Here is a 23157-nt window from a genome sequence, read left to right on the forward strand (position 1 = left end):
AGGCTTTTACCGAGCTTAAACCCACTTTCAACGTACTGATTGCAATGAAAATACGATTCCTGTCTGCCAACGAGCTTAAGCTGGCCGAGGTGCGTACCATCCTTGAGCCGGTCGGTGTCGAAGTGCTACCCATCGCACGCCGTATTGAAGAGATTCAGACTGAAAATGAGGTCGAACTGGTGCGCGACAAGCTCACCAAAGCGTTCTCGATTATTGGTCGTCCGCTGTTTGTCGAGCATACCGGGTTGTATCTGGATGGTCTGAACGGCTTGCCGGCCGGACTGACGCGCATCTTCTGGAGCCGCCTGAATGCCGAGCGCTTCACTAAACTGGTGAACGGGCTGGATAGTCCGTGCGTCACGGCGAAAACCGTGCTCGGCTATTGTGACGGGCAAAAAATGTATCAGTTCGAAGGCGAACTGCGTGGCACCATCGCCACCGAGCCTGCTGGTCCACGTGAATTTCAATGGGACTGCGTGTTTATCCCGGAAGGGCACACGCAAACCTTCGCCGAAATGGGCGAGCTAAAAAATGAGATTTCGATGCGTCGCCTGGCGCTGGACCGCTTCGCTACCTTTTTGAAAACATCGCGGGGATTGGCATGAAACCCGAGCTAAAACGCGCCTACGATGCCGGTAAACTGATCCTGTTTGCCGGTGCGGGCATTTCACGCAATCTTGGTCTGCCGGAATGGCATGAGCTGATTGCGCATCTGGCTAAAGAACTGGGCTACGACCCGAAAATCTTTAACACCTACGGCACGCATTTGTCGCTGGCGGAGTATTACAAACAGCGTAAAGGCTCGCTGGGACCGCTGCGCAGCTGGATGGATCGCGAATGGCATCGCCCGGATATTGACGTGCGCAGTTCTGAAATCCACACCATGATCACGCAAGGCAACTTCTCACGTATCTATACCACCAACTACGATCGCTGGCTGGAGATGGCGCATGAGGCGCACAACGTGCCTTATAGCAAAGTGGCGAACGCAGCAGATTTGGTATCGTTGACCGAAGATAAGCGCCATATCATCAAGCTACATGGTGATTTCGACGACGATACTTCCATCGTGCTGGATGAGAGCAGCTACTTTGAACGGCTCTATTTTGATTCGCCGCTTGATATCAAACTCACGCACGACGTGATGGGTAACTCGGTATTGTTTGTTGGCTACAGCATCAGTGATTTCAACATCCGTCTGTTATTCTACCGCCTGACAAAAATGTGGGGCCGAACCGGATTGGCCACCGCGCGTCCCAAATCGTACCTGTTCACCAACCGCAATAATCCGGTGGCGAAAGAGGTGTTGGGGCAATGGGGCATTGAGATGATCGTCTCGGAAGAGGACGATCCGCGCAAAGCGTTGGCGCTGTTTCTGGAAGAATTACTGGCTTAAAGGCAGAAAGTCATTGCCTGGAAAAGTTTGATCAGAATATACTGTATATAAATACAGTTAACCGAGGTGCATCATGGCAGTCGAAACCAAATATGTTGTAGTCAGAAAGGGTGAAGAAAAAATGACGTTTGCCAATAAAAAAGACGCGGATGCCTGGGACAAAATGCTTGATATGGCCGACGCCTTCACCGATTGGCTACAGCAACATCAGCCAGAACTGGGTGAAGCGCAGGCCGAAGCATTGGGTCTGCTGTTGGCTGAACAGAAAGATGCAGTGCAGCATATCCTGCGCACCAGCAAGCTGCCGGATATCGTAAAGGAAGAAGAGGTTGAGGCAGCGCCTGAAGCTTCTGCGGAAACCGAGACCGAAGTGGAAGCGGCAGCGCCGGAAAAGAAAGTTCGCGCGGTTAAAGCGGCGTAATTGGTTTTGTCAGGTGCGCATTTATGCGCACCTGGTTACACATCAAAGTTTAATTTGATACCGCGTACTACGCCCGCCGCCGGGTAATTTATCCAGACAACCTTTCGCCAGCAATTCAGTCAGATGTCGCGTCGCCGTGGCTTTACTCACTTTCGCCACTTTTTGATACTGACCCGCGCTGATGCCTTCACTGAATCCCTGTTCTCCGCCATCCAGTAAGCGATTCAGCACGCGGGTTTGCTCCGCACTCAATTCAGCTGCATTGTGCATCAACCAGAAGCGCGCTTTATTTTGCGTGCGCGTGACGGTTTCCAGTGCCTGTTCAAGACTGTCATTCAGCACATCACAAAACCACAGCAACCAATCGGTAATGTCCATTGCGCCGCGCTGCGTCTCCTGCAGGATGCGGTAATAATCGGCACGACGTGCCAGAATCGATGCGGACATGGCATACAAACGGATGCTCTGGCTATCAGCCTGCGCCAGCGCCAAATCTGTGAGGGCGCGAGTGATACGTCCATTACCGTCATCAAACGGGTGCAGCGTAACAAACCACAAGTGGCACAACGCGGCGCGCAACAGCGGATCGAGCAGCGGATCCTCGCGACTGTGATTAAACCAGGCGATAAATTCCGCCAGCTTTGCTTCCAGCCCGGCGCGTGGCGGCGCTTCGAAATGTACCGTGGGTCGATCGATACGACCTGAAACCACCTGCATTGGCTCATCGCCGCGCAGCTTGCCCACATTTAGCCGCTTGATGGTCCATTCACTTTCGGGAAACAGCCAGCAATGCCACTGACATAAACGCGCCAACGTCAATTCCTGATCGCGTTGCGTAATGGCATCCATCATCATGGTTGCCAAACCTTCTGAACGTTCGGAAACCGGGTAAGGCTGATCGAGCGAAACGCCTAAACGACGGGCAAGCGAAGATCTCACCGATTGCGCGTTGACGCGCTCATCTTCAATCGCTGAGGAAGAGAGGATATTGCTGAGCAGCGTATCCAGCGTTTGTTGCTCGCTGTTATCTTGCACGCTGGCACGGCCCAGCAACACGCCCCGTTGCTGCTGCAGCTGGCGCAGGCGCGGCAGTAACTTCTCATCTTGCCAGCGAAACTGCGGCCAATCGGGCTGCTGCCAAATCCACATCATAAGCTCACTCCTGAATTGCATGAGCTGAATAGGGTTGATATTCGGCTCATAAAGTGAGCTGAATAATAGCCTGTAATCGGCTCAATGACCAGAAGGGAGCGGGCGGGCATTGGGCGAGAATCTGATGTCGGTCGCCATTAATGGCGACCCTACAAGGATTGGCGCGTTTTCGTAGGGTGCGGATAACGCCACGCGTGGCGATTCAACAGCGTTCTGATCCGACCTCCTTTGCCATCAAGTTCCCCCGCCGCGCGCCGATAGAGTGTTCAAAGGGATGTACGCGCACAGGGAGTGGTTCTGATTACCGAAAAGTGTCAACTCCAGGAGCGCCATAATGGCCAAACACGCATCACCTAAGAAAAAAATGAGCACCCGCACGCAGATGCTGCTGACGGGCGCCTTAACCATCACGCTCGGCTTTGCCGTGACCATCGGCGTGCTTAGCTGGCAATCCAGCAATGAACAAAAGTCGCTGGCCGAAAATTACCTGCAGCAGATTGCGCAAAGCCAGGCGCTGCAAATTCAGCATCAACTCAGCTATGCGCGCGATGTGGCGCACAACCTTGGTCACAGCCTAATCGCGTTGCCAGCGGCAGGGATTCAGGACCGTAAAGTCGCCGATAAGCTGATGGAATCCGCGCTACGCGATAATCCCGATTATCTGTCGATCTCGGTGATCTTCGAAGAGAACGCCTTCGACGGACGTGACGCGGAGTTTGCCACCCAACCCAATGCGGCACCGAAAGGTCGCTACGCGTTCTTTGTCGACCGCGATCAAAGCGGCAAATTCAACATGCATCCGCTGACTTCTATCTTCACGCCGGGTCAGGGCGATTACTATCTGCTGCCGCAAAAAAGCCAGAAAGACATGCTGATCGAACCGTACAGCTACGCTTACAACGGCGTGCCGACGCTGCTGACCTCGGTGGCAGCACCGATTGTCAGCCAGGGCAAGTTGTGGGGCGTAGTGACGTCCGATATTTCGCTGGCGTCGCTGCAGGAGAAGGTCAACAAAATCAAACCGTGGGAAGGCAGCGGCTATGCGATGTTGCTCTCCAGCGCGGGCAATGTGGTCTCTTATCCGGATAAAAACCAGACCAGCAAGCCGTGGAAAGGCGATACCAACAATTTCAGCAGCAGCGTGATGGAGCATCATGATGCGTTACTGGGTGAAGATGTGTTGGTGACGTGGCAGCCGGTGGTGATTGGTAACAGCGATCAGAAATGGTATCTCGGCGTGGTTGCGCCGGTTAGCCAGGTGATGGCTGCGGCGCATCGACAACTGATCAACGCGGTGATCCTGATGATCATCAGCATTCTGGTGGTGTGTACGCTACTGGGTATGCTGTTCAGCCGCAAAGTGCTGAAGCCGATTGGTGGCGAACCGCTGGAAGCCGCGACCATTGCGCTGGCCGTCGCCGATGGCAAACTCGATAACGTCATCACGCTGAAAGGGCGCGATAACAGCAGCTTGTTCTATGCGCTGCATACCATGCAAAATCAGCTGCGCGATATCGTGGGACAGATTCAGGATGCCAGTTCATCGGTGCGTCAGGGCGCGGGTGAAATCGCCAGCGGCAACCTCAATCTGGCCTCGCGCACTGAGCAGCAAGCTGCCGCGCTGGAGCAAACGGCCGCCAGCATGGAGCAGATCACCGCCACGGTGAAACACAACGCCACCAACGCGCATCAGGCAACCACATTGACCGACAATGCCACGCATATCGCTAGCCGCGGTGAAACGCTGGTGGGCGAAGTGGTGCAAACCATGGCGCAGATCGACGATAGCGCGAAGAAGATTGGCGACATCACCGCCATCATCAACAGCATCGCCTTCCAGACTAATATTCTGGCGCTTAACGCCGCAGTAGAAGCGGCACGCGCCGGGGAACAAGGGCGCGGCTTTGCTGTAGTGGCGTCGGAAGTGCGTAATCTGGCCCAGCGCAGCGCCAATGCGGTGAAAGATATCGGTGCGCTGATTGAGGAATCCACGCAGCGCGTCGGCAGCGGTGTGCAGTTGGTGCAGGATGCTGGCAGAACCATGCAGGAGATGACGCAGGCGGTGAATTCAGTGCGCACCATCATTGGTGAAATTGTGATTGCGTCCGATGAGCAGGCGCGCGGCATCAGCCAGGTGACAATCGCGGTGAACGAGATGGACAGCACCACGCAGCAGAACGCCGCGCTGGTGCAGCAGATGTCTGCCGCCGCCAGTTCGCTGGAAGATCAGGCCTCGCAGTTGGCGAACACCGTTGGCCGGTTCCAACTGAGCTAAGTATGAACGGCTGATTTATTCGATAGTCGGCTGCCCATCCACCATGTCATCAGTGCTGCGCAGGCGATTACGCCTAACACGGCAAAGGTCACATGATAGGAGTAGGCAGCCGCAATATTCCCAGCCAGCGCCGGGCTCATTGCCGCGCCGATCCCCTGCATCAGCATGATGAAACCCTGTCCCGCATTAGTGTGTCCGCTCCCTTGCAAGATTTTGACAATGTAGCCGGGGATCGCCACGCCAAGCAGACCTGCCGCCATCCCATCCAGTATCTGCACCGGAACCATCGAAAACGTGCTGTCAAACAGGGAGGCAATCAGCGCACGCACAGGTAACACCAACAGTGCCAAAGTGATTAACTTTGTATACCCGAAACGCGAGGCATGGCGAGCGGCATAGAGCGCCATCGGGATCATGACGCACTGAGAAATCACTACCGTTGCGGCCGCGTAAAGTCCGGGGCTGATTTCAGCACTGTGCGCTGAGGCAACGCGCAAACTTAACATCGGCAACAGCGCTGCGTTGCCCAGATGAAACAGCAGCAGGGTTAACGCGGTAATGATCAACGCTGGATGGCGAACAACATGGCTGAGGCGCGGAAGGGTATCGCCGGATGAAGCGCTTGTCATACCGCGCGCGGCAACGTCATCAATCTCTTCACTGCGAATGAACAGCACAGCCAGCGCAGCACACAGCGCCATGGTTGTCATCAGCACAAACACCGCGCCGGTTCCCCAGTACCACACTGCAGCGCCCGCAATGATGGCAGCGGTCATGTTTCCGCCATGATTGAAGGCTTCATTTTTCCCCATTTGCTGACCAAAACCGTCCGGGCCGGTTAAACCCAGAGTAATGCCGGTCAGTACAGGCGCAATGAGCGCCGCTGAGAGGCCAGTGACAATCTGCGACAAAACGGTTATCCAGGCTTGATCGAAATACCAGAGCAGCAAAGTGGCGCAAGTGATCAGCATTGAACCGGCAAGCAGCAGCGATCGTTTATGGCGCGTAGCGTCAGTTGCCAGCCCGGCCGGAAGCGTAGCGACAAGCCCGGCGAGGCCACCGGCGGTCATCACCCAGCCGATATCGCCTGCATTCCAGTGGCGTTCGGTGAGAAAGATGCCGAGGAAGGGGCCGAGACCGTCCCGAACGTCAGCCATAAAAAAGTTAACCAGACACAAAGCCTGAAGCGAGCGCAGTGGCATATGAATTCTCATCGATTCAATGGGAAGGAAACGATCATAATCATGGCAGGAAAACAGCACTTTGCCTGCGGTTAATCGCTCTGGGCGGTACCAAACCGCTGCCGATACTGGCCGGGCGTGACGCCAGTGATTTTACGGAATATTTTACGGAAAGCGGAAGGATCGCCGTAGCCGATTTCCCAGGCGATCTGATCAACCGAACGATTGCTGAGTTCCAGCGCATCACGCGCTTTCATGATACGTACCTGCTGCACATAATCCGTTGGCCGCATGCCTGTCGCTTTCTGAAAATGGCGCAGAAAGGTACGTGGCGTCATGCTCGCCAGCGCTGACATGCTCTCAATGCTGTGCTGTTCAGCAAAATGGGCGTGCAGATGATGCTGTGCGCGCAGAATATGGCTGTCGCCGTGATCGAAATTGGGGATAAACGCCGAGTAGGTGCTTTGTTCACGACGCGGCGGATCGATTAGCAAAAAGCGCGAAGTCGCTAGCATGGTGCCAGTGCCGAGCACTTTTTCGATCAGCGTTAAACCCAAATCGGTCCACGCCAGAATGCCGCCAGCGGTAATAATATCACCGTCGTCGATCACCATATTTTCCACCGCCACCTCAATTTGAGGAAAACGCTCCGACAACGTCTGCGCAAAGGCCCAGTGCGTGGTGGCGCGACGATGATCGATCAGCCCGGTTTCGGCCAGCACAAAAGCACCGGCGCACACCGAACAGAGCGTTACGCCTTGATCATAAAGCTCACTCATCCAGTTAGCTGGAACCTTCATTGGCACCATTTTTGCCGGTTGCACCAGGCTTGGCGGCGCAATCACGTGGCTCAAACGATGTGGCGTATCGGGATGGCTATCCCAGACACAGGCCATTTTGTCGCTCTGCGCATCGATCTGCCAATGTGACACCCGGATCGTCCGCTTGCTCGCCTCACCGGAAATAGCCTCCGCCCATTCCGCAGCAATCCTGAACATATCGGTTAAGCCATAAATCGCCGCAAGCTGGCAATCGGGATAGATCACCAGGCCAATCTCCGCCACAACGTTGTCTTCAGCAATTTTCATGATTTGTCACTTACAGCCCTTAATGTGTCATATTTGACAATATTAGCCGCTGCTGCTTTCCCTGACAATAAGCCCATCAAACGTAAACAATCACATATAGAGGACATTCTCATGAGCAACGGCATCATTACTACTCAAGACGGCACCCGGATTTTCTACAAAGATTGGGGCCCGAAAAATGCCCAACCGGTGGTGTTTCACCACGGCTGGCCGTTAAGCGCCGATGACTGGGACAACCAAATGTTGTTCTTCTTAGCGCAAGGTTATCGCGTTATCGCCCACGACCGTCGCGGTCATGGCCGTTCCGATCAGACCGATAGCGGCAATGATATGAACACTTACGCCGCCGACGTGGCAGAACTGGCTAAAGCGCTGGACCTGCGCAACGCTATCCATATCGGTCACTCAACCGGTGGCGGTGAGGTGGCACGTTATGTGGCGCACGCCGAACCAGGCCGCGTGGCGAAGGCGGTGTTAATGGGCGCAGTGCCGCCAATCATGCTGCAAACCGCCGCCAATCCGGAAGGTTTGCCAAAATCGGTGTTTGACGGTTTTCGCTCGGCGCTGGCAGCTAACCGCGCGCAGTTCTTTATCGATGTGCCAGCGGGTCCGTTTTATGGCTTCAATCGTCCGGGTGCGAAAGTCAGTCAGGGCTTGATCGATAACTGGTGGCGTCAGGGCATGGCGGGCGGCGCGAAGGCGCAATACGACTGTATTACGGCCTTCTCTGAAACCGATTTTACCGAGGATTTGAAGGCGATCACGGTGCCGGTGTTGGTGCTGCACGGGGAAGACGATCAGGTGGTGCCGATTGATGATTCGGCGCATAAGGCGATTAAATTGCTCAAGCATGGCACGCTGAAAACCTATCCAGGTTTGTCGCACGGCATGTTTGCGACGCATCCTGAGCAGATTAATCCTGATTTATTGGCTTTTGCGAAAGCGTAGGATACGCGATGGTCGCCATGAATGGCGACCCTACGATAACCGCGTTATTTTTCGGTATGCGGCGGGTGTAATGCCGGTTACCCGGCTGAACACCCGCCGCATCACGTCAGCGCCGGAAAATCCGCACTCTAATGCCAGCGTTTTTGCTGGCAACGATTTCTGCTCAAGCAGCTGTTTCGCTTTGGCCACGCGCTCACGCTCCAGCCATTGTCCCGGCGTCATTCCCAACTCATTGCGGAACAGACGCGTCAGATGCCTTTCACTGATCGCCATATGTTCTGCCAACATCGCCACGGTTTTTACCTCCGCCAGATGCGCAATCACCCAACGCTGTAACTCCTGCAACGCCGAACGGCCGCTCAACGACGCGCTATTGCTGCGCATAAAATGCGTCTGATTGACTGGACGACGGAAAAACATCACCAGATGCGCAGCGATCTCAATAGCGACTTCACGTCCAAGATCCTCTTCCACCAGACGCAGCGCTAAATCCAGCCCGGACGTAACGCCCGCAGCGGTACGCACGCGCCCATCGACAACACATAACGCATCGGCATCCACGGTTACATCTGGAAAGCGCGAAGCCAGCAAAGCTGCGCTTTCCCAATGCGTGGTCACGCGTTTGCCGGCCAGCAATCCGGTACGCGCCAGCAGCAGCGCGCCGCTGCACACCGAGCCAAAACGCTGGCTGCGCTGGCATAAACCGCTCAGCGCATGCAGCAGGTTTTCATCGGCAGCAAAATCTTCTATGCCTGGCGCGCCCGCGATCAGAAAGGTGTGCGGCGCATAGTTCTGCGCTTCAGCCAGCTGCAAATCTGCGCTAAGCCGCACGCCGGATGATGCGTGAATTTCATTGCCCTCAACCGCAATAATGCGTGGCGTATAAATCTGCCGTTGCAGCAGACGGTTGGCTTCGGCAAACACATCCAGCGGGCCGCAAACGTCAAGTAACTGCACGCCTGGCACCGCCAGAATCGCTATTTCATGACGCATTCAATTCCTCATGTCGCAAAACATCACAATGTCTTTAATCGTCTGTAATGATCACTTTAAGACTTTTAGCCTGCGCTTTATGGTGGAAAAAGACAACCAACCGGAGAGAGAAAATGAGTTTGAACATCACTGGCATCCACATCCCCGATAGCAAAATGGCGCGCGAAGCGACGGAGTTTGTGCGCGATACCGAATCAGAGTTGCTGTTTAACCACTCCAGCCGCGTCTATTACTGGGGCGCGCTGGCGGGACAGCAGCGTGGACTTAACGTAGATCGCGAGCTGCTGTATATCGGCTGCATGTTCCATGACATTGGTCTGACACACGAACACTGCAGCTGCGATAAGCGTTTCGAAGTGGACGGTGCCAATGCCGCGCGGGAATTTCTGCAAGGCTACGGCATCGCGCCCAGCGATATCGACAAGGTGTGGACCGCGATTGCGCTGCATACCACGCCGGGAATCCCAGAGTTTATGGCGCCAGAAATCGCGCTGGTAACCGCTGGCGTGGAGATGGACGTGCTGGGCATCGGCTATGAGAAGTTTACTGAAGAGGAGATTGGTGGCGTGACGGCAAACTATCCGCGCCCGGCGGCGTTCAAGGAGGAGATTATTCAGGCGTTTTATGATGGCATCCGGCATAAACCGGACACCACTTTTGGCAATGTGAAAGCCGATGTGATTAAGGATAAACAGCCAGATATCTCACCGATCAACTTCTGTAGCGTTATCCGTCAGTCTCGCTGGCCGGGCTGAGTGTGGTTTTCGCCCGGCTGTTCTCAGCCGGGAAACCCTGTTTAGCACTCAACGCAATCCCTAACGCGACCAACATCAATAGCAGAATCGCCCACGGAAAAGATTGGGGGCCGAAATGTTCAAGCAACATTCCGCCCGTCAAACCGCCGAGGGCGATAGCGCTGTTCCAGGTGACGACATTCATGGAGAGCGCCACATCGGCATATTCACCGGCGGCATCTGCCAGAGCCGTTTGCAGCAGCGTCGCGGCTCCGCCGAAGGTGAGTCCCCACACGGCAATACCCACATAGATCACAGTGGGTGTTGGCGTACTCAGACCAAAAATCACCGACACCGCAGCAAAGATGGAGAGTGACAGCAGCACGGCCTTGCGCATATGGGTATCAATGATCTTGCCGGTAATGAATATTCCGCCCAATGCCGCAATGCCAAAGATCAGCAGCACCACATCCACGCGATGCGCCAGACCGGCTGAAGTAATGAACGGCGCGATGTAGGTATAGAGAATGTTATGCGCCAGCATCCAGGTAAGCACCACGCCGAGCACGGCACACACGCCGGGAAGTCGTAATACTGCGCCGAGCGGCATTTTTTGCGTGGCAGATTGGCCGGGATAGTTCGGCACAGCCAGCAAAATCCAGCCAATAAGAATGATAGAAAGTCCGGACATAGCAGCAAAAGTCAGACGCCATCCCAGCAATGATCCCATCCAGGTTCCTGCCGGGACACCGAGCGAAAGGGCGATTGGTGTGCCCACCATGGCGAGCGCCAACGCGCGTCCCTGCAGTGATGGAACCACCATTCTCCGCGCATAGCCTGCAATCAGACTCCACGCTAAACCGGCTGAAGCGCCAGCAAAAAATCGTGCGATAAAGATGATGACGACATCAGAAGAGACGGCGGTGAGAGTGTTAAACAGCAGAAATCCGCACACGGTGCTCAGCAGCACAGCCCGGCGCGCCCAGCTTCGGGTCAGCAATGTGAGGGGAATCGCGGCCAGCAGAGAACCGGCTGCATAGGCAGTAACCCATTGTCCGGCCAGCGACGGGGAAATATTGAGTCCCTGACTGATTTGTGGCAGCAAACCGGCGGGTATGGTTTCGGTCAAAATGCAGATAAAACCGGCCATTGCCAGCGCCAAAAGCGCCAGTACCGGCAGCCGTTGGGCTTCTTCATTATTTAATTGTGAATTCATTATTTAACCTGTTTGTGGTTTGCAATAGCTTCGTAAAGCACCATGGATATATGTATCGATCGGTATTTATATTGCGTAGGCAAGCTGTGCGTTGTCAATGAATTCTGTATCGATTAGTATAAATAGCGGAGGATGTGATGATGAGAACAGGCAGACCAAGACAATTTGACCGCGATGAAGCGGTAATTAAAGCAATGCACCTTTTCTGGGAAAACGGCTATGAATCAACCTCGCTGGCGCAGCTCAAAGCCTCGATAGGCAACGGCATAACCGCGCCAAGCTTCTATGCCGCGTTTGGATCGAAAGAGGCGCTCTTTGCTGAAGCCGTGAACTGTTATTTGCAAACCCATGCACAGGTTACGGAAGCCTTATGGGATACCAGCGTGCCCGCCCGCCAGGCGCTGGAAACTGCGCTGCTCAACTCCGCCAGAATGCAGTACGATCCTTCGCATCCGCGCGGATGTATGGTTGCGCTAAGCGTGATGTCTTGCAGCTCCGATGAAAACCGCCACGTGTTAAAACCGCTTGAAGCATCGCGGATGCGTACTCGTGAAGGGATCAAGCATTGCGTTGAAAAGGGGATCAGCTGCGGTGAGTTGCGGGATGATGAAGAAACGCTTTCCCTGGCGGTCAGCTTCAACAGCTTTATGCTGGGAATCTCGACGCTGGCGCGGGATGACGTTCCTCTCGCCGAAATTGAGCGGGGAATCGCTCAGATGATGAGGTTATGGGATGCCTCGCGGGCAAGCCCACAACCTTAAACAGCGCGTTACGGTTTGCGCTGCAACGTAATGCGGGTCAACTCTGATGGTCGGCCCAAACGTACCGCCATGCCAGGCCAAAGCGCGGTGCCGTTGTTGACGTAAAGTTGCATTCCATCGACCTGATACAGCCCGGAGACGAAGCCTGCATTGGGTTTGGCAAACAGGCGGTCAAAGCCAATGATCAGGCCGCCGTGTGTGTGTCCTGAGAGTTGCAGATCGATGTTTTTGAGTGCGTTTTGCCGCGCGTTGCGCGGTTGGTGATCGAGCAGGATTACCGGCGCATTCTCTGGCGCACCGGCCAGCGTCTTATCCAGATCGGGGCCAACTGCACCACGTCGTGAAGCTGAGGTATCCGGCATGCCGGCGATCACCAACTCGGCGTTATCGCGCTTAATTACCATATGGCGATTGAGTAACGGTTCCAGGCCCAGCGATGCCAGATGCGCGGTCCAGCGCTCCTGCTCAAAGAAATATTCGTGATTGCCGGTGATCGCAAACACGCCATCGCGGGCATGCAATCCGCGCAACGGCTCGACGTCCGCACGACGATTCTGCAGCGTGCCATCAATCACATCGCCGGTGACCAGAATCAGATCGACATCCAGCGTCATGGCTTTTTGCACCAGCGCGCGCGTCCATTTCTCGTTGAAGAGTTTGGTGATGTGCATATCGGTCAACTGCAACAGTTGATAGCCTTCGAATTCGCGCGGAAGGTTGTCGATTTCAATGGTCACATCTTTGATCGGCGGCACGCGAATAGCCTGATAAACGCCGACAGTGGCAAGAATCAAGGCAAACGCTGCCGCCACATAACGCACTGCCGGCACGATTTCAAACGGATGACGGAACAACAGCGAAACCAGCGCCACCATATCAATCACAAACTGCGTCAGCGCGAGAAACAGTACGGCGCTGAAACCCCAGTTGAACAGGATGACAATCGCGCGCGGCATTTCTGGTGAGAACATGCTGCCAGAGGTAAAACGGCTCACCAACAGATACTGCGAAGCCAGCAACACCAGTAAAGACAGAATGATTTTTAACAGCAATGGCATGGCTAGCGGGAACAAAAATCGGGCGATCACATACCAGCTCGGTATGCTGAAAATCAGATGAAACATCACTCACTTCCCTGGTTTAAGGGCGCTGATTTAGCGCAAAAAATCAATACGCAGTGTAGCCTTAACTGATTACTATTGTGGCTTCGCACGTGCTTTATTTAGGCGCGATTCACCACGGAGGATGCATGCAACGCCAGCAGCTGTTCGACTACATTAATCAGCACTATCAGGTAGAACCCGATTATCCGTGGAAAAAGCACAGCGAATATGCGGTGCTGCGTCATCCCCGGCACCGCAAATGGTTTGCGCTGGTGTTCCCGCTGGAGAGTCACAAACTCGGTTTGCCGGATGGGCCGGTGATTGACGTGATGAACATCAAAGCGCGTCCCGAACTCGTTGGATCGCTGCGCCAACTGCCCGGCGTTTATCCGGCTTACCACATGAACAAAGAGCATTGGCTGAGTATCACGCTGGAGAACGGCTTGCCGGACAGCGAGATTCTGGCGCTACTGGATGACAGCTTTAGTCTGACGTTTTAGGCTTGCGCGCCAGCAGCACATAAAGCGGTGACATTGGGAACGGTTGCAGTCGCTGTTCCTGTTCAAGCACAAATCCCACTTGTTGTAACTGAAGTGCCAATTCGCCCTCTTGCGTGACACTGTAACCACGCATCATCAATGGCGTGAAGAACGGCAAGATGCGGCGCGCGTCGGCTGGGTTGCAGGGCACTTCAGCATGCGCGCTGATCAATAATCCGCCCGGCCTGAGCTGTTCAAACCATTTCCTGAGCATCGCTTCTCTATCCTCGATGAAATAGAGAAACGAAGAACTCCAGATAATATCAACCTGTCGATTTTCCGCGAACTGCGCCAGCGCGCAACAGCGATCGGTTAATCCGGCTCTTTCGATATTGCGCTGTGCCACAGTGGCGGTTTGCGGCAAATCGAGCACCACCGCTGAAAGATGGGGAAAACGCTGCGCCAGTGCGATGGCGATCAATCCCGGCCCGCCGCCCATATCCAGCAACAGCGCCGGACGCTGAAAATCGGCCAATTTATCCGCAATCGCGCAGGCGGTATCAGCGCTGAGCGCGCGTTGCTCCTGCGCAATTTGGTGCAGCGCGGCATCGGCCCAGGCAGTATCGATTTGCAGTGGATCATGCCAGCCGGGCGCGGCTTGCTGCAATAACTGCGGCAGACGCGTAACAAACTGCTGCAATGTTTGATGACGATAGCGCCACGCAGCGCCGATATAGCGCTCGCCTGCGCGGCACAAGTATTGACGTGCATCAGATGCGACAAAATAGTTTTCTCCTTCACGTGAAAGCAGTTCACTGCTCCACAACAGCCTGAGCAGATGTTCAACCGGCGCGGATCGCCAGCCGCAATGCTCAGCTACCTGCGCGGCATTGGCGGGAAGGTTGAGGAAATCAAATAGTTGGTTGTCGAATGCCAGCGCAATCGCGCCGTTCAGCGCCTGCTGCGCCAGTAAATCATCGAGAATGGGTAACGGTGAAGACATGGCAGAATCCTGGGTCATTGAGTCAGAACAACAGACTAGCCTTTCACTCAAATGCAATTTATTCTCATTTGTCTGCGATACGGCGGATTAACTCTGCGCGAGGATGATGGAATGCAAAACAGAATGCTGCACTGGCGGCAACATACGCCGCAACTGGGCGATTTGCGCGTGCGCCAGCTGGATTTGGCGCGTGGTATGCGGCTGGTGCAATCAGATTATCGTCCGTTGGCGGCGCTGACCGAATCGTCGCAAGCCGTACATCTCCAGCCGCAGTTGGTGCTGACCTTTGGTCTGAGCGGAGAATCGCGTTTCCGCGCTAGCAGTGGTCACGAAGTTGCCTTTAGCGCCGGACACCTTACCGTCACCAGCTTTCAGCACAGTGCGGGCGAGCGGCTATATCGCGCAGGCGAACGCGTGCAACAGTTGCGTTTGATTCTTAACGTCGCCAGCGCTAGCCACTATTTTGGCGATGAGCAGGCTGAACGACTATTCCAGCCGCAGCTTAAACGCCATCTTTTCAGCCGTTTTGGTCACGCCACGGTGGCACAACTTGCGCAGATTAATGACGATCCGTTGATGCTGGAGATTCAGGCGCTAAGCCTGTTGGCGCTGCATCGGCATCAACTACAGCTGCAATGCAGCGATGTGACAAGGTTGCATCCGCATACCGTGCAGCGTCTGGAGCAGGCGCATGAATGGATGTGCGAACATCTGTCGCAACCCTTTTCTTTATCAACATTAGCCACAGCCGTGGGATTAAGTGATTACCAGTTGAAGAAGGGCTTCCAGCAGCATTTTCGCTGCACGCCAGGAGCGATGCTGTTGCAAATGCGCATGGAGCACGCGCACACCTTGCTGGAGCAGGGATTTCAGGTTGCGCAGGCGGCGTGGCAGGTTGGCTATCAACATCCACGTAATTTCAGCGTGGCGTTCCAGCGCTATTTTGGCCGCCCGGCAAGTGCGATTACCGGGCGGAAAAAGAGGAATTAACGTTGGCGACGCGATGGCATCATGCGTACTAATGTGTTGTCTTTGAACAGATAATGATGTGCCAGCGCGGCAACGGCGTGAATGCCGATCAGCCAATAGCCATAAGGCGCGAGGGTTTCATGCCAGCCCGCAATCGTATCGGCGAAATCCGGATCTGGATCGCCACTTACCGGCATCGGAATACCGAAAATCCACCAGGTTCGTCCCATATAGAAACGCGACAGAATCCCCAGCGTCGGTAAGACGATGAAAAACACGTAGATAGCCAGATGCATCAGATGCGCCAGGCCGGTTTGCCAATGCGGCGGCTTGGGCACAATCGCCGGGCTGCGATGGCGAAAACGCAGCAGGATGCGCGACAGCATAATCACCAGCACACAACTTCCTGCGCTGAAGTGACCAATGATCATCGCAAAGCCTTGCCACGAACCGCGCGTCGCCAATCCACGAAATTCCATGGTGCAATACGCAGTGACGACCAACAGAAAGGTCAACCAATGAAGAAAAATCTGCGATGGGGCGTATTTATTGCTCATCTCTAATCCGTAAAAATGCCTGGCGGGACGATTACTTTAAGGGAAAATGTGCTGAATTAATTCATATTTTGACGCATCAGCAACAACGTTTTTACTTTTCCGCTTCAGTTGCCACCAATAACTGACTTAGCAAGGTTTTCAGCTGCGCTTGCTGCGAGACATCCAGCGTTGCCAGCAGGCTGTTCTGCGTTTGCGTGTGCACCAAGAGCGCCTGCTCGATCTTTGCTAAGCCTCCATCGGTGAGCGCCACCAGCATGCTGCGCTTATCCTCGGGATCGGCAACGCGCACAATCGAACCCACGTCTTCCAGCCGATTGAGCCGATTGGTCATCGCGCCCGATGTCACCAGCAACGATTTATACAGCTGCGTCGGCGATAAGCGATAGGGCGCGCCTGCGCGCCGCAGCGTCGCCAGCACATCAAATTCGCCATCGCGAAAGCCAAACGGTGCCATCGCTTCAGCGCGGGTTTTCGCCAGATGTTTCATGATGCGCAGCATGCGACCAAAAACTGCCATCGACGACGCATCCAGCTCCGGCATCGCGCTGGCCCACTGTTCCACTACAAAATCGACATGATCGGTCAAACGGCTAACTCCTGAGTTTCATGTGAGAAGGTGCGCATGAATGCGCACCCTACGAAAAACGCGCCAATCTTTTGTAGGGTCACCATTTATGGCGACCGAAAAACGCGCTAATTCTTTGTAGGGTCGCCATTTATGGTGACCGAAAAAAGCGCCATTTATGGCGACCACATCTCATCCCCATTTGTTGCTTTGTGCGCATGGGCTATTGCTGCCACGAAAAGTATCTTAACGTTAAGATACTTTTAATGTGCAAGGAGATGCAAAGTGAATCGTACTTTACCTGCGGTTGGGATGTTTGCCTTACTGGTTTTTATTATCGCACTGAATTTACGGCCGATTATGGCGGCGATGGGGCCGCTGTTTCCGCTACTGCAGCGCGACGCGCAGCTCAACGCCACGCAGCTTAGCTTGCTTACCACATTGCCGGTGATCATGATGGGATTGGCGGCGCTGGCCGGTCCGCTGCTGTTGCGTCGGCTCGGCGAAGTGCGCGGTATCGCTGCCGGATTGGTATTGCTGGCGCCGGCGAGCATTGCGCGTGGATGCGACCAATCCGCCACTATGTTAATTATCAGCGCGCTGGTGGCGGGCAGCGGAATAGGTTTAATTCAGGCAATGATGCCCGCGCAGATCAAACGTCACTTCGGTGCAAAAGCAGGCACGCTAATGGCGCTGTTCACCACCGGGATTATGGCGGGTGCAGCGATTGCCGCCGCCAGCGCCGCACCGTTGGCGAATACACAAGGTTTAGCGTTAACGCTGGCGATTCCGGTCGTGCCCGCAATCATCGCGCTGTTGTTGTGGCTGACGATTTCACGCGGCATCGCACCGACACAAAGCAATCCACCTCCACGCGCCGCTCGCTCGACGCGTGCCTGGCTGTTGATGATCTTCTTTGGTATCGGCACCGGCGCGTACACTTTAGTGCTGGCGTGGCTACCGCCGTTTTACATGCAGCACGGCTGGCAACCGGAGCAGAGCGGCTACGTGTTGGGCGCGCTGACGCTGACGGAAGTGGCTGCGGGCTTTGTGCTGTCGGCGCTGATACATCGCTTCCGCGATCGTCGCCGTCCGTTGCTGGTGGTGTTAACCCTGATTCTGCTGGGTTTGATCAGTTTGCTAACGCTGGGCGGCGCGCAGGCGTGGCTGCCAACTTTGCTGCTGGGATTGGGCATTGGCGCGCTGTTTCCCCTCTCGCTGATCGTCACGCTCGACCACGCAACTACGCCGGAAGAAGCGGGCGCATTGCTCTCCTTCGTGCAGGGCGGCGGCTACTTGCTGGCGGCGTTAATGCCGCTGATCGCCGGCATCGTGCGTGACCGCGCCGCTTCACTGGATAGCGCGTGGGTAATCATGAGCGTGGGCATTGTGCTGCTGATGGTGATGGCGCTGCGGTTTAAACCGCAGAGATAAACGGCATTGTTGCGGCATGAAAAGGTTGTCTCGTTATGTATGTTGTTTTATAACGCTCCGCACACTCTTCTTTGTTTAACAAAAGGAAATGACTACGTGAACCTGTTCATCTTTTACGTTGGCGGTAATGCCGGAAAATCCAACATCGAAGTGCATGACATCCAATTCGTTGCCGCTGAAAAACCGCAAGACGCTTGGCCCGCATTGCGTGAAGCCTGGTTTGGTGATGCCGACAAAATCCACGTCGATGGTTATGCCCGCATTACCTGGGCCGATGGTTATCGCGTTTCACTCTCACCAGAACCGGCAACGGGCAGTAAAAAGCTTTTCTTTGTCAATGCCGGTGCTTACCATCCTTCGACGCTGGCGGAACTGCATGCGTTCGATCTGTTTGTGGCGGAGAACGTCAAAGAGGCCAAAGCCAAAGGCTTAGCGAACTTGCTGCCCGGCGCAGATCATCAACACAAAGACAATCTCAAAGATGTGGATGATTGTTTGCTGCTGGAGAAGGTGGGCGATCTCTACATCCATCTTACGCCAGACGCCAATGGCGAACCGTTCCGCCCAGAATGGCAAGGTTATCAACCCATTGGATCGTAGGGTCGTCATTCATGACGACCTGGCAAAACAAGGAGCAACAATGTCACCACAAGTGGGAATCGGCGTTTTAATTTTCCGCGACGGGAAACTGTTATTGGGACAACGCAAAGGCAGTCACGGTGCGGGGGACTGGTCTGCGCCGGGCGGGCATCTGGAGTTTGGCGAATCGCCGGAATCTTGCGCGCGTCGAGAAGTGCTGGAAGAAACCGGCTTACAACTTGGTGAACTGCATAATGGCGCGTTCGTTAGCGATGTGTTTCCCGAGGTCAACAAGCACTACATCACGCTGCTGATGGTAGCGCAGGATGCTATCGGCGAACCGCAGTTGATGGAGCCAGAAAAGTGCCACGGCTGGCAATGGTTTGCCCCGGAAGATCTACCGCAACCGCTGTTTGCGCCGCTGCGCACCTGGATCGCATGCGATGGAATGGCGGCGCTAAAAGCATTGGCTACAGCGCGATAATCGCCTCGATCTCAATTTTCAAATCTGGCGAGAAAAGTTGACTGATTTGTACCAGCGAACTGGCGGGCAGATGGTCGCCATAATGCTTAAACAGCACGGCACGTAAGGCATTGATCTCATCAAATGAGGTGATGAAAATCGTCACCTTGATCAGCTTCTCCAGCGAACTCTTTTCCTCAGCCGCGATGGTATGCAACTGCTGGAAAATGGCTTCTGCTTGCGCAGCGATATCGGATTGCTGCGCTGGCGTACCGAAGGCGGTCAGGCCAGAAACATACAAGGTTTCATTGTGCTTAACCGCATGCACGTAAGGCGCTTTGACTTCACCCAATTGCGGATAGTTTTTACGCATCAGCATCTGTTTCTCCTTAAACGATTTTAAGAACCATCACCGTAACTTCTTCATCAGCCATCACGCGCTGCTCCACATCCTGCCAGCCGAAGCGGCGATACAGCGCTTGTTGATCCGGCGTATACAGCCACAACGCGGCAATCCCACGCAGACGCGCTTCAGTAATCAAGCGCGTCACCAAAGCACTCGCCAGCCCTTTACCGCGATGTACAGCTGCAGTAATCACTTCGCCGAGCCAAAATTCGCGCTCAGCAATATCGTCCAGTTCGTAATGAATAATGCTGGCGGTCGCCATCAATTCGCCATCGGAAGTGGTGGCAACCAGCGTCAGCGTTTTTGCCTCCGCTTGATTGCGCGCCTGCAAACGCTGCTGAATCACCGCCGCATCACGCCAGTTGGGGAAATCCGACCATTCGCGATGCAGCATTTGCGTCACTGCATCCAATAACTGTGGCTGTTGCGCTAACAGGCTAATGTTGTGCATTCAAGGTCCTAAAAGGTAACAGGCGAGAGTGACAACATAGCGATGTTAACGTTGCCAGGCAAACTGCGCTGCCTGGCATCGCGCATCAGCCCACTTCGTTCGCCAACGCCACCGCATCTTCACCGGCGGGAATGCGCATCGGAGCATGCGGATCGGTCGCTGCGCGCCACACCGCTTCGGCCACATCCAGCGCTTTGGTGGTTGGTTGCGGCTGCTGCATCGCGCTGAACACGCCATCTAACAGCGGCTGATACGGCTCAAGCTGGGTGTTCTCCATGCGCGGCATGGCGTTCTTGCCAAAATCGGTGGTGGGCGCCAAACCCGGCAGCACCAGACGCACCTTGATATTGAAAGGCTGCAACTCCAAAGCCAGCGATTCGGTAAAGGCGTTCACCGCCGCTTTGCTTCCGGTGTAAACCGCCAGCAGCGGCAGCGATTTCAGCGTCACCGTCGAGGTTAAGTTGATCACCGTGCCGCTTTGCTTCGCGCGAAATTGTGGCAGCACAGCCTGCGTCAGTGCGATGGTACCGAGCGTGTTAGTCTCAAACACCTCACGTACCGTCGACATCGGCGTGCCTTCCAGAGATGACAGCACGCCAATCCCGGCGTTATTCACCAGCACATCGATATCGCCCGCCGCAGCGACGGCATTTTCGATGCTGGCGGCATCGCTGACGTCCAATGGCAGCAGACGCAGATTTTCCGACGCCGGGAATAACTCGGCGCGCGGAGTGCGCATGGTGGCGATAACTTTCCAGCCACGTTCCAGAAAATAGAGCGCGGTGGCGTGACCAAAGCCGGACGAACAGCCGGTGATTAGAATCGTTTTCATCTTTCACTCCTGCGTTGCATTGGGGTAGACGATCACTATAGAGTCAACCTGCTGGACTCACTACAACGCAACGTCCAGCTTTCATTCGCAGGAGTCCAAATGATCGATCCCTTAGCGGAAATGGTGTCGCTGCTGCAGCCGCAAGCGGCGTTTTCCAAACGCGCGCGTGCTAATGGCCGCTGGCGCGTACAGCGCAGTGAAACCGGTCAGCCGTTCTATTGTGTGGTGCTGGAAGGTCGCAGCCAGTTGAAGATGAAAGGGCATGAGCCCATCACGCTGGAGCAGGGTGATTTTGTGTTGATCCCGGCGGCATGGGAATTTTGCATGACCAGCGCCGAACCACCCGCCGACGATGCACCTGAAACCACGCCACAGATGCTCGCGCCCGGCGAATTCTGGATTGGCGATCAGCAGCAGCCCGCCGACGTACAAACACTGATTGGCTATTGCCAGTTCGGCGCGCCCGATGCCGGATTGATTGTCTCGCTGCTGCCGCAGTTTATTCACGTGCGCGGCGAATCGCGCCTGACCACGCTGGTGGAATTAGTGATGGATGAATGCCGCGCGCAGCGTCCGGCGCGTCACGTGGTGCTGGAACGTTTACTGGAGCTGCTATTAATAGAAGCGCTGCGATCGATGCCAATCTGCAACGCGTGTCCGGGCGTGATGAGCGGCTTAGCCGACGAACGACTGGCGGCAGCAATCCGCGCTATCCATGCCAATCCTGCGCACAGCTGGACGGTGGCCGAACTGGCTAAAGCCGCTGCGCTGTCACGCTCATCATTCTTTGTGCGTTTCCGTGAAGCCGTTGGCGTGGCGCCGATGGTCTACCTGCTGACGTGGCGCATGGCGCTGGCGAAAAATCTGCTGCGCGGCAAAAGCATGGCGGTGGCAGAAGTGGCCGAGCGCGTCGGCTATCGATCTGCCAGCGCTTTCAGCGTGGCATTCAGTCGCTACGTCGGCCAGCCACCTGCGTGGTTCGCCGCCGAAGAGGATGTTTAGCGATAAAGTTTCAGATTGCCGGTTAAGCGGGTAATTTTTTTCTTTGGGCCGATCAAACCGATTGCCACCAACTCAATCTGATCGCTGTGCGCGTCAGTAATACGCTCGCTATATTCCTCGTAAGTTTTGCAGGATTGCGCCAGCGCGCTGAACGGCATCGCAAAGATCTCGCTATCCGCGCCGCTGATTTGCTGCAACTCGCGCAGGTAATTGCCGTCAGCCAATAACACCGGCAGCGGCGCGTAGATGACGCCGGGATAATTCACGCCATCCTGGCTTTGCTGATCCGGCCCCACCAAATTTCCTACCAATTTTCCAAAACTAATGCCGATAACGCTTGAAGCGTTCATCGCCAATCCGGCGGGCAGTTGCTGATCGATCACGATGGTGCAGCGATGGGTGTTTGCGTCGAAATCCATGATTCAGGCTTCACTTTGAGTGGGTTAAAGGTACGCGCTGCGCAAAATGCGTGCGCCGTAGGGTCGCCATTCATGGCGACCTAGCCACATCCGCGCAATGACTCTGTCGGTAATCACCAGACAAAAAGTATGCTGCAACCCCAAAGGAAAGTGCTTTCTGAATACGTTGCAAAAGGAACTGATTGAGGATAAAAAATCCCTTAATCACCAATATATGGAAAGGATTATCCACTTATGAGCTTAAGCAAGACAGATATCAAAATCCTCCAGCAGTTGCAGCAGGATGCGCGCATCACTAACCAACATCTCGCCGACGAAATTGGCCTCTCCGCATCCCCAACCTGGCGCAAAGTGCGCAAGCTGGAAGAGGACGAAGTGATTCAGGGCTATCGCGCGGTACTTAATCGAAAAAAGATTGGCCTTAATGTGATGGTATTTGTACGCGTCACTATTGATAGCCACAGCGAAGCCGAAGCGCGCAAATTCGAACAAGAAGTCATGGCGCTGGATAATGTGGTTTCTTGCTACAGCATCGGCGGCGATGCGGATTTCTTATTACAGGTGGTGGCCGCGGATATGGATGCGTATGCGGAATTCGCCATGTCAGTTATTCGCAGATTGCCTGGGATAAAGGAGATGCAGAGTATGTTTGTGTTGAAGGAGATAAAGGGATTGGCGGCGTGGCCTTTGGAGAAATAAAAGCATCGAATAAATCATTATGAATTGATGA

Annotated in this window: 27 protein-coding genes; 14 read left to right on the forward strand and 13 right to left on the reverse strand. The window is 54.9% G+C overall.

Annotation, left to right across the window (positions count from 1 at the left end):
- Positions 1-44: 44 nt before the first annotated feature.
- From VIJ98_RS21260 to VIJ98_RS21270, 3 genes are all read left to right on the forward strand, one after another.
- Positions 45-605, forward strand: a complete 561-nt coding sequence (locus VIJ98_RS21260) for a non-canonical purine NTP pyrophosphatase (RefSeq protein ID WP_008108796.1) — start codon at positions 45-47, stop codon at positions 603-605.
- A complete protein-coding gene (locus VIJ98_RS21265) occupies positions 602-1396 on the forward strand; it encodes an SIR2 family protein (RefSeq protein WP_008108794.1) in 795 nt (264 codons plus the stop codon). Before VIJ98_RS21260 ends, VIJ98_RS21265 begins: the two co-directional genes overlap by 4 nt.
- Positions 1397-1469: 73 nt before the next feature.
- The gene (locus VIJ98_RS21270) at positions 1470-1817 is read left to right on the forward strand and encodes a YebG family protein (RefSeq protein ID WP_323271382.1); all 348 of its coding nucleotides are present in this window, start codon (positions 1470-1472) and stop codon (positions 1815-1817) included.
- A gap of 42 nt (positions 1818-1859) precedes the next feature.
- On the opposite strand, the gene VIJ98_RS21275 is transcribed toward VIJ98_RS21270, so the two are convergent.
- Positions 1860-2966 carry a Fic family protein gene (locus VIJ98_RS21275; RefSeq protein ID WP_407330492.1) on the reverse strand — a complete coding sequence of 369 codons (1107 nt, stop codon included), beginning with the start codon at positions 2964-2966 and terminating at the stop codon, positions 1860-1862.
- Between the two features lie 337 nt (positions 2967-3303).
- Here VIJ98_RS21275 and VIJ98_RS21280 point away from each other — a divergent pair, with 337 nt between their 5' ends.
- On the forward strand, positions 3304-5244 hold the full coding sequence (locus VIJ98_RS21280; protein WP_323271384.1) for a methyl-accepting chemotaxis protein: 1941 nt from the start codon (positions 3304-3306) through the stop codon (positions 5242-5244).
- Here the strand turns inward: VIJ98_RS21280 and VIJ98_RS21285 are convergent.
- On the reverse strand, positions 5241-6446 hold the full coding sequence (locus VIJ98_RS21285) for an MFS transporter (protein ID WP_323271385.1): 1206 nt from the start codon (positions 6444-6446) through the stop codon (positions 5241-5243). The genes VIJ98_RS21280 and VIJ98_RS21285 overlap by 4 nt on opposite strands.
- A gap of 71 nt (positions 6447-6517) precedes the next feature.
- Positions 6518-7513, reverse strand: a complete 996-nt coding sequence (locus tag VIJ98_RS21290; RefSeq protein ID WP_323271386.1) for a GlxA family transcriptional regulator — start codon at positions 7511-7513, stop codon at positions 6518-6520.
- Positions 7514-7624: 111 nt separating this feature from the next.
- Between VIJ98_RS21290 and VIJ98_RS21295 the strand changes: the two genes are divergently transcribed.
- On the forward strand, positions 7625-8461 hold the full coding sequence (locus VIJ98_RS21295) for an alpha/beta hydrolase (protein WP_323271387.1): 837 nt from the start codon (positions 7625-7627) through the stop codon (positions 8459-8461).
- Between the two features lie 30 nt (positions 8462-8491).
- Here the strand turns inward: VIJ98_RS21295 and VIJ98_RS21300 are convergent, their stop codons facing one another.
- Complete coding sequence (locus tag VIJ98_RS21300) at positions 8492-9454, reverse strand: helix-turn-helix domain-containing protein (RefSeq protein WP_323271388.1); 963 nt, start codon at positions 9452-9454, stop codon at positions 8492-8494.
- Positions 9455-9567: 113 nt separating this feature from the next.
- On the opposite strand from VIJ98_RS21300, the gene VIJ98_RS21305 reads away from it, so the two are divergent.
- The gene (locus tag VIJ98_RS21305; RefSeq protein ID WP_323271389.1) at positions 9568-10209 is read left to right on the forward strand and encodes an HD domain-containing protein; all 642 of its coding nucleotides are present in this window, start codon (positions 9568-9570) and stop codon (positions 10207-10209) included.
- On the opposite strand, the gene VIJ98_RS21310 is transcribed toward VIJ98_RS21305, so the two are convergent.
- Entirely contained in the window at positions 10181-11404 is a 1224-nt protein-coding gene (locus VIJ98_RS21310) for an MFS transporter (RefSeq protein WP_323271390.1), read from the reverse strand. The genes VIJ98_RS21305 and VIJ98_RS21310 overlap by 29 nt on opposite strands.
- Positions 11405-11541: 137 nt before the next feature.
- On the opposite strand from VIJ98_RS21310, the gene VIJ98_RS21315 reads away from it, so the two are divergent.
- On the forward strand, positions 11542-12165 hold the full coding sequence (locus VIJ98_RS21315; RefSeq protein ID WP_323271391.1) for a TetR/AcrR family transcriptional regulator: 624 nt from the start codon (positions 11542-11544) through the stop codon (positions 12163-12165).
- 8 nt (positions 12166-12173) lie between these two features.
- Here VIJ98_RS21315 and VIJ98_RS21320 read toward each other — a convergent pair whose 3' ends face one another.
- On the reverse strand, positions 12174-13289 hold the full coding sequence (locus VIJ98_RS21320) for a metallophosphoesterase (RefSeq protein ID WP_323271392.1): 1116 nt from the start codon (positions 13287-13289) through the stop codon (positions 12174-12176).
- 125 nt (positions 13290-13414) lie between these two features.
- Here VIJ98_RS21320 and VIJ98_RS21325 point away from each other — a divergent pair, with 125 nt between their 5' ends.
- Complete coding sequence (locus VIJ98_RS21325; RefSeq protein WP_154191524.1) at positions 13415-13768, forward strand: MmcQ/YjbR family DNA-binding protein; 354 nt, start codon at positions 13415-13417, stop codon at positions 13766-13768.
- On the opposite strand, the gene VIJ98_RS21330 is transcribed toward VIJ98_RS21325, so the two are convergent.
- Positions 13752-14750: a class I SAM-dependent methyltransferase gene (locus tag VIJ98_RS21330; protein ID WP_323271393.1), complete on the reverse strand. Its 999-nt coding sequence runs from the start codon at positions 14748-14750 to the stop codon at positions 13752-13754. The two genes, VIJ98_RS21325 and VIJ98_RS21330, sit on opposite strands and share 17 nt — an antisense overlap.
- A 111-nt stretch (positions 14751-14861) precedes the next feature.
- On the opposite strand from VIJ98_RS21330, the gene VIJ98_RS21335 reads away from it, so the two are divergent.
- On the forward strand, positions 14862-15740 hold the full coding sequence (locus VIJ98_RS21335) for an AraC family transcriptional regulator (protein ID WP_323271394.1): 879 nt from the start codon (positions 14862-14864) through the stop codon (positions 15738-15740).
- Here VIJ98_RS21335 and cybB read toward each other — a convergent pair.
- Together cybB and VIJ98_RS21345 are read right to left on the reverse strand one after the other, a co-directional pair.
- A complete protein-coding gene (gene cybB / locus VIJ98_RS21340) occupies positions 15737-16276 on the reverse strand; it encodes a cytochrome b561 (protein WP_258145730.1) in 540 nt (179 codons plus the stop codon). The two genes, VIJ98_RS21335 and cybB, sit on opposite strands and share 4 nt — an antisense overlap.
- Positions 16277-16367: 91 nt before the next feature.
- Positions 16368-16862: a MarR family transcriptional regulator gene (locus VIJ98_RS21345; protein ID WP_323271395.1), complete on the reverse strand. Its 495-nt coding sequence runs from the start codon at positions 16860-16862 to the stop codon at positions 16368-16370.
- A gap of 264 nt (positions 16863-17126) precedes the next feature.
- On the opposite strand from VIJ98_RS21345, the gene VIJ98_RS21350 reads away from it, so the two are divergent.
- The 3 genes from VIJ98_RS21350 to VIJ98_RS21360 all read left to right on the forward strand — a co-directional run bounded on the left by VIJ98_RS21350 (position 17127) and on the right by VIJ98_RS21360 (position 19338).
- Positions 17127-18275 (forward strand): MFS transporter, encoded by a 1149-nt coding sequence (locus tag VIJ98_RS21350; protein ID WP_323271397.1) that lies wholly within the window; start codon positions 17127-17129, stop codon positions 18273-18275.
- 96 nt (positions 18276-18371) lie between these two features.
- A complete protein-coding gene (locus VIJ98_RS21355) occupies positions 18372-18875 on the forward strand; it encodes a DUF1543 domain-containing protein (RefSeq protein WP_323271398.1) in 504 nt (167 codons plus the stop codon).
- Positions 18876-18915: 40 nt separating this feature from the next.
- A complete protein-coding gene (locus VIJ98_RS21360) occupies positions 18916-19338 on the forward strand; it encodes an NUDIX hydrolase (RefSeq protein WP_323271399.1) in 423 nt (140 codons plus the stop codon).
- On the opposite strand, the gene VIJ98_RS21365 is transcribed toward VIJ98_RS21360, so the two are convergent.
- From VIJ98_RS21365 to VIJ98_RS21375, 3 genes are all read right to left on the reverse strand, one after another.
- Entirely contained in the window at positions 19325-19696 is a 372-nt protein-coding gene (locus VIJ98_RS21365) for a RidA family protein (protein ID WP_154157547.1), read from the reverse strand. The two genes, VIJ98_RS21360 and VIJ98_RS21365, sit on opposite strands and share 14 nt — an antisense overlap.
- Positions 19697-19706: 10 nt before the next feature.
- Positions 19707-20174, reverse strand: coding sequence for a GNAT family N-acetyltransferase (locus VIJ98_RS21370; protein WP_323271400.1), 468 nt, complete (start codon positions 20172-20174; stop codon positions 19707-19709).
- Between the two features lie 85 nt (positions 20175-20259).
- The gene (locus tag VIJ98_RS21375; RefSeq protein WP_323271401.1) at positions 20260-21006 is read right to left on the reverse strand and encodes an SDR family oxidoreductase; all 747 of its coding nucleotides are present in this window, start codon (positions 21004-21006) and stop codon (positions 20260-20262) included.
- Between the two features lie 99 nt (positions 21007-21105).
- On the opposite strand from VIJ98_RS21375, the gene VIJ98_RS21380 reads away from it, so the two are divergent.
- Positions 21106-22008, forward strand: coding sequence for an AraC family transcriptional regulator (locus tag VIJ98_RS21380; RefSeq protein ID WP_323271402.1), 903 nt, complete (start codon positions 21106-21108; stop codon positions 22006-22008).
- Here the strand turns inward: VIJ98_RS21380 and VIJ98_RS21385 are convergent.
- Entirely contained in the window at positions 22005-22427 is a 423-nt protein-coding gene (locus VIJ98_RS21385) for a DUF2000 domain-containing protein (protein ID WP_323271403.1), read from the reverse strand. The two genes, VIJ98_RS21380 and VIJ98_RS21385, sit on opposite strands and share 4 nt — an antisense overlap.
- A 234-nt stretch (positions 22428-22661) precedes the next feature.
- Between VIJ98_RS21385 and VIJ98_RS21390 the strand changes: the two genes are divergently transcribed.
- On the forward strand, positions 22662-23126 hold the full coding sequence (locus tag VIJ98_RS21390) for an Lrp/AsnC family transcriptional regulator (protein ID WP_061719524.1): 465 nt from the start codon (positions 22662-22664) through the stop codon (positions 23124-23126).
- Positions 23127-23157 lie beyond the last annotated feature (31 nt).

This window comes from Pantoea sp. S18 (assembly GCF_045689705.1).
GTDB classification, from domain to species: domain Bacteria; phylum Pseudomonadota; class Gammaproteobacteria; order Enterobacterales; family Enterobacteriaceae; genus Pantoea; species Pantoea symbiotica.

What these genes read in the sequence shown, in the direction of transcription:
- VIJ98_RS21290 (WP_323271386.1), bottom strand. Translation starts at nt 7,513, where the DNA reads ATGAAAATTGCTGAAGACAACGTTGTGGCGGAGATTGGCCTGGTGATC.
- VIJ98_RS21385 (WP_323271403.1), bottom strand. Translation starts at nt 22,427, where the DNA reads ATGGATTTCGACGCAAACACCCATCGCTGCACCATCGTGATCGATCAG.
- VIJ98_RS21300 (WP_323271388.1), bottom strand. Translation starts at nt 9,454, where the DNA reads ATGCGTCATGAAATAGCGATTCTGGCGGTGCCAGGCGTGCAGTTACTT.
- VIJ98_RS21280 (WP_323271384.1), top strand. Translation starts at nt 3,304, where the DNA reads ATGGCCAAACACGCATCACCTAAGAAAAAAATGAGCACCCGCACGCAG.
- VIJ98_RS21320 (WP_323271392.1), bottom strand. Translation starts at nt 13,289, where the DNA reads ATGTTTCATCTGATTTTCAGCATACCGAGCTGGTATGTGATCGCCCGA.
- VIJ98_RS21305 (WP_323271389.1), top strand. Translation starts at nt 9,568, where the DNA reads ATGAGTTTGAACATCACTGGCATCCACATCCCCGATAGCAAAATGGCG.
- cybB (WP_258145730.1), bottom strand. Translation starts at nt 16,276, where the DNA reads ATGAGCAATAAATACGCCCCATCGCAGATTTTTCTTCATTGGTTGACC.
- VIJ98_RS21260 (WP_008108796.1), top strand. Translation starts at nt 45, where the DNA reads ATGAAAATACGATTCCTGTCTGCCAACGAGCTTAAGCTGGCCGAGGTG.
- VIJ98_RS21325 (WP_154191524.1), top strand. Translation starts at nt 13,415, where the DNA reads ATGCAACGCCAGCAGCTGTTCGACTACATTAATCAGCACTATCAGGTA.
- VIJ98_RS21390 (WP_061719524.1), top strand. Translation starts at nt 22,662, where the DNA reads ATGAGCTTAAGCAAGACAGATATCAAAATCCTCCAGCAGTTGCAGCAG.
- VIJ98_RS21365 (WP_154157547.1), bottom strand. Translation starts at nt 19,696, where the DNA reads ATGCTGATGCGTAAAAACTATCCGCAATTGGGTGAAGTCAAAGCGCCT.
- VIJ98_RS21335 (WP_323271394.1), top strand. Translation starts at nt 14,862, where the DNA reads ATGCAAAACAGAATGCTGCACTGGCGGCAACATACGCCGCAACTGGGC.
- VIJ98_RS21270 (WP_323271382.1), top strand. Translation starts at nt 1,470, where the DNA reads ATGGCAGTCGAAACCAAATATGTTGTAGTCAGAAAGGGTGAAGAAAAA.
- VIJ98_RS21380 (WP_323271402.1), top strand. Translation starts at nt 21,106, where the DNA reads ATGATCGATCCCTTAGCGGAAATGGTGTCGCTGCTGCAGCCGCAAGCG.
- VIJ98_RS21285 (WP_323271385.1), bottom strand. Translation starts at nt 6,446, where the DNA reads ATGCCACTGCGCTCGCTTCAGGCTTTGTGTCTGGTTAACTTTTTTATG.
- VIJ98_RS21370 (WP_323271400.1), bottom strand. Translation starts at nt 20,174, where the DNA reads ATGCACAACATTAGCCTGTTAGCGCAACAGCCACAGTTATTGGATGCA.
- VIJ98_RS21310 (WP_323271390.1), bottom strand. Translation starts at nt 11,404, where the DNA reads ATGAATTCACAATTAAATAATGAAGAAGCCCAACGGCTGCCGGTACTG.
- VIJ98_RS21360 (WP_323271399.1), top strand. Translation starts at nt 18,916, where the DNA reads ATGTCACCACAAGTGGGAATCGGCGTTTTAATTTTCCGCGACGGGAAA.
- VIJ98_RS21275 (WP_407330492.1), bottom strand. Translation starts at nt 2,966, where the DNA reads ATGTGGATTTGGCAGCAGCCCGATTGGCCGCAGTTTCGCTGGCAAGAT.
- VIJ98_RS21315 (WP_323271391.1), top strand. Translation starts at nt 11,542, where the DNA reads ATGATGAGAACAGGCAGACCAAGACAATTTGACCGCGATGAAGCGGTA.
- VIJ98_RS21375 (WP_323271401.1), bottom strand. Translation starts at nt 21,006, where the DNA reads ATGAAAACGATTCTAATCACCGGCTGTTCGTCCGGCTTTGGTCACGCC.
- VIJ98_RS21295 (WP_323271387.1), top strand. Translation starts at nt 7,625, where the DNA reads ATGAGCAACGGCATCATTACTACTCAAGACGGCACCCGGATTTTCTAC.
- VIJ98_RS21265 (WP_008108794.1), top strand. Translation starts at nt 602, where the DNA reads ATGAAACCCGAGCTAAAACGCGCCTACGATGCCGGTAAACTGATCCTG.
- VIJ98_RS21330 (WP_323271393.1), bottom strand. Translation starts at nt 14,750, where the DNA reads ATGTCTTCACCGTTACCCATTCTCGATGATTTACTGGCGCAGCAGGCG.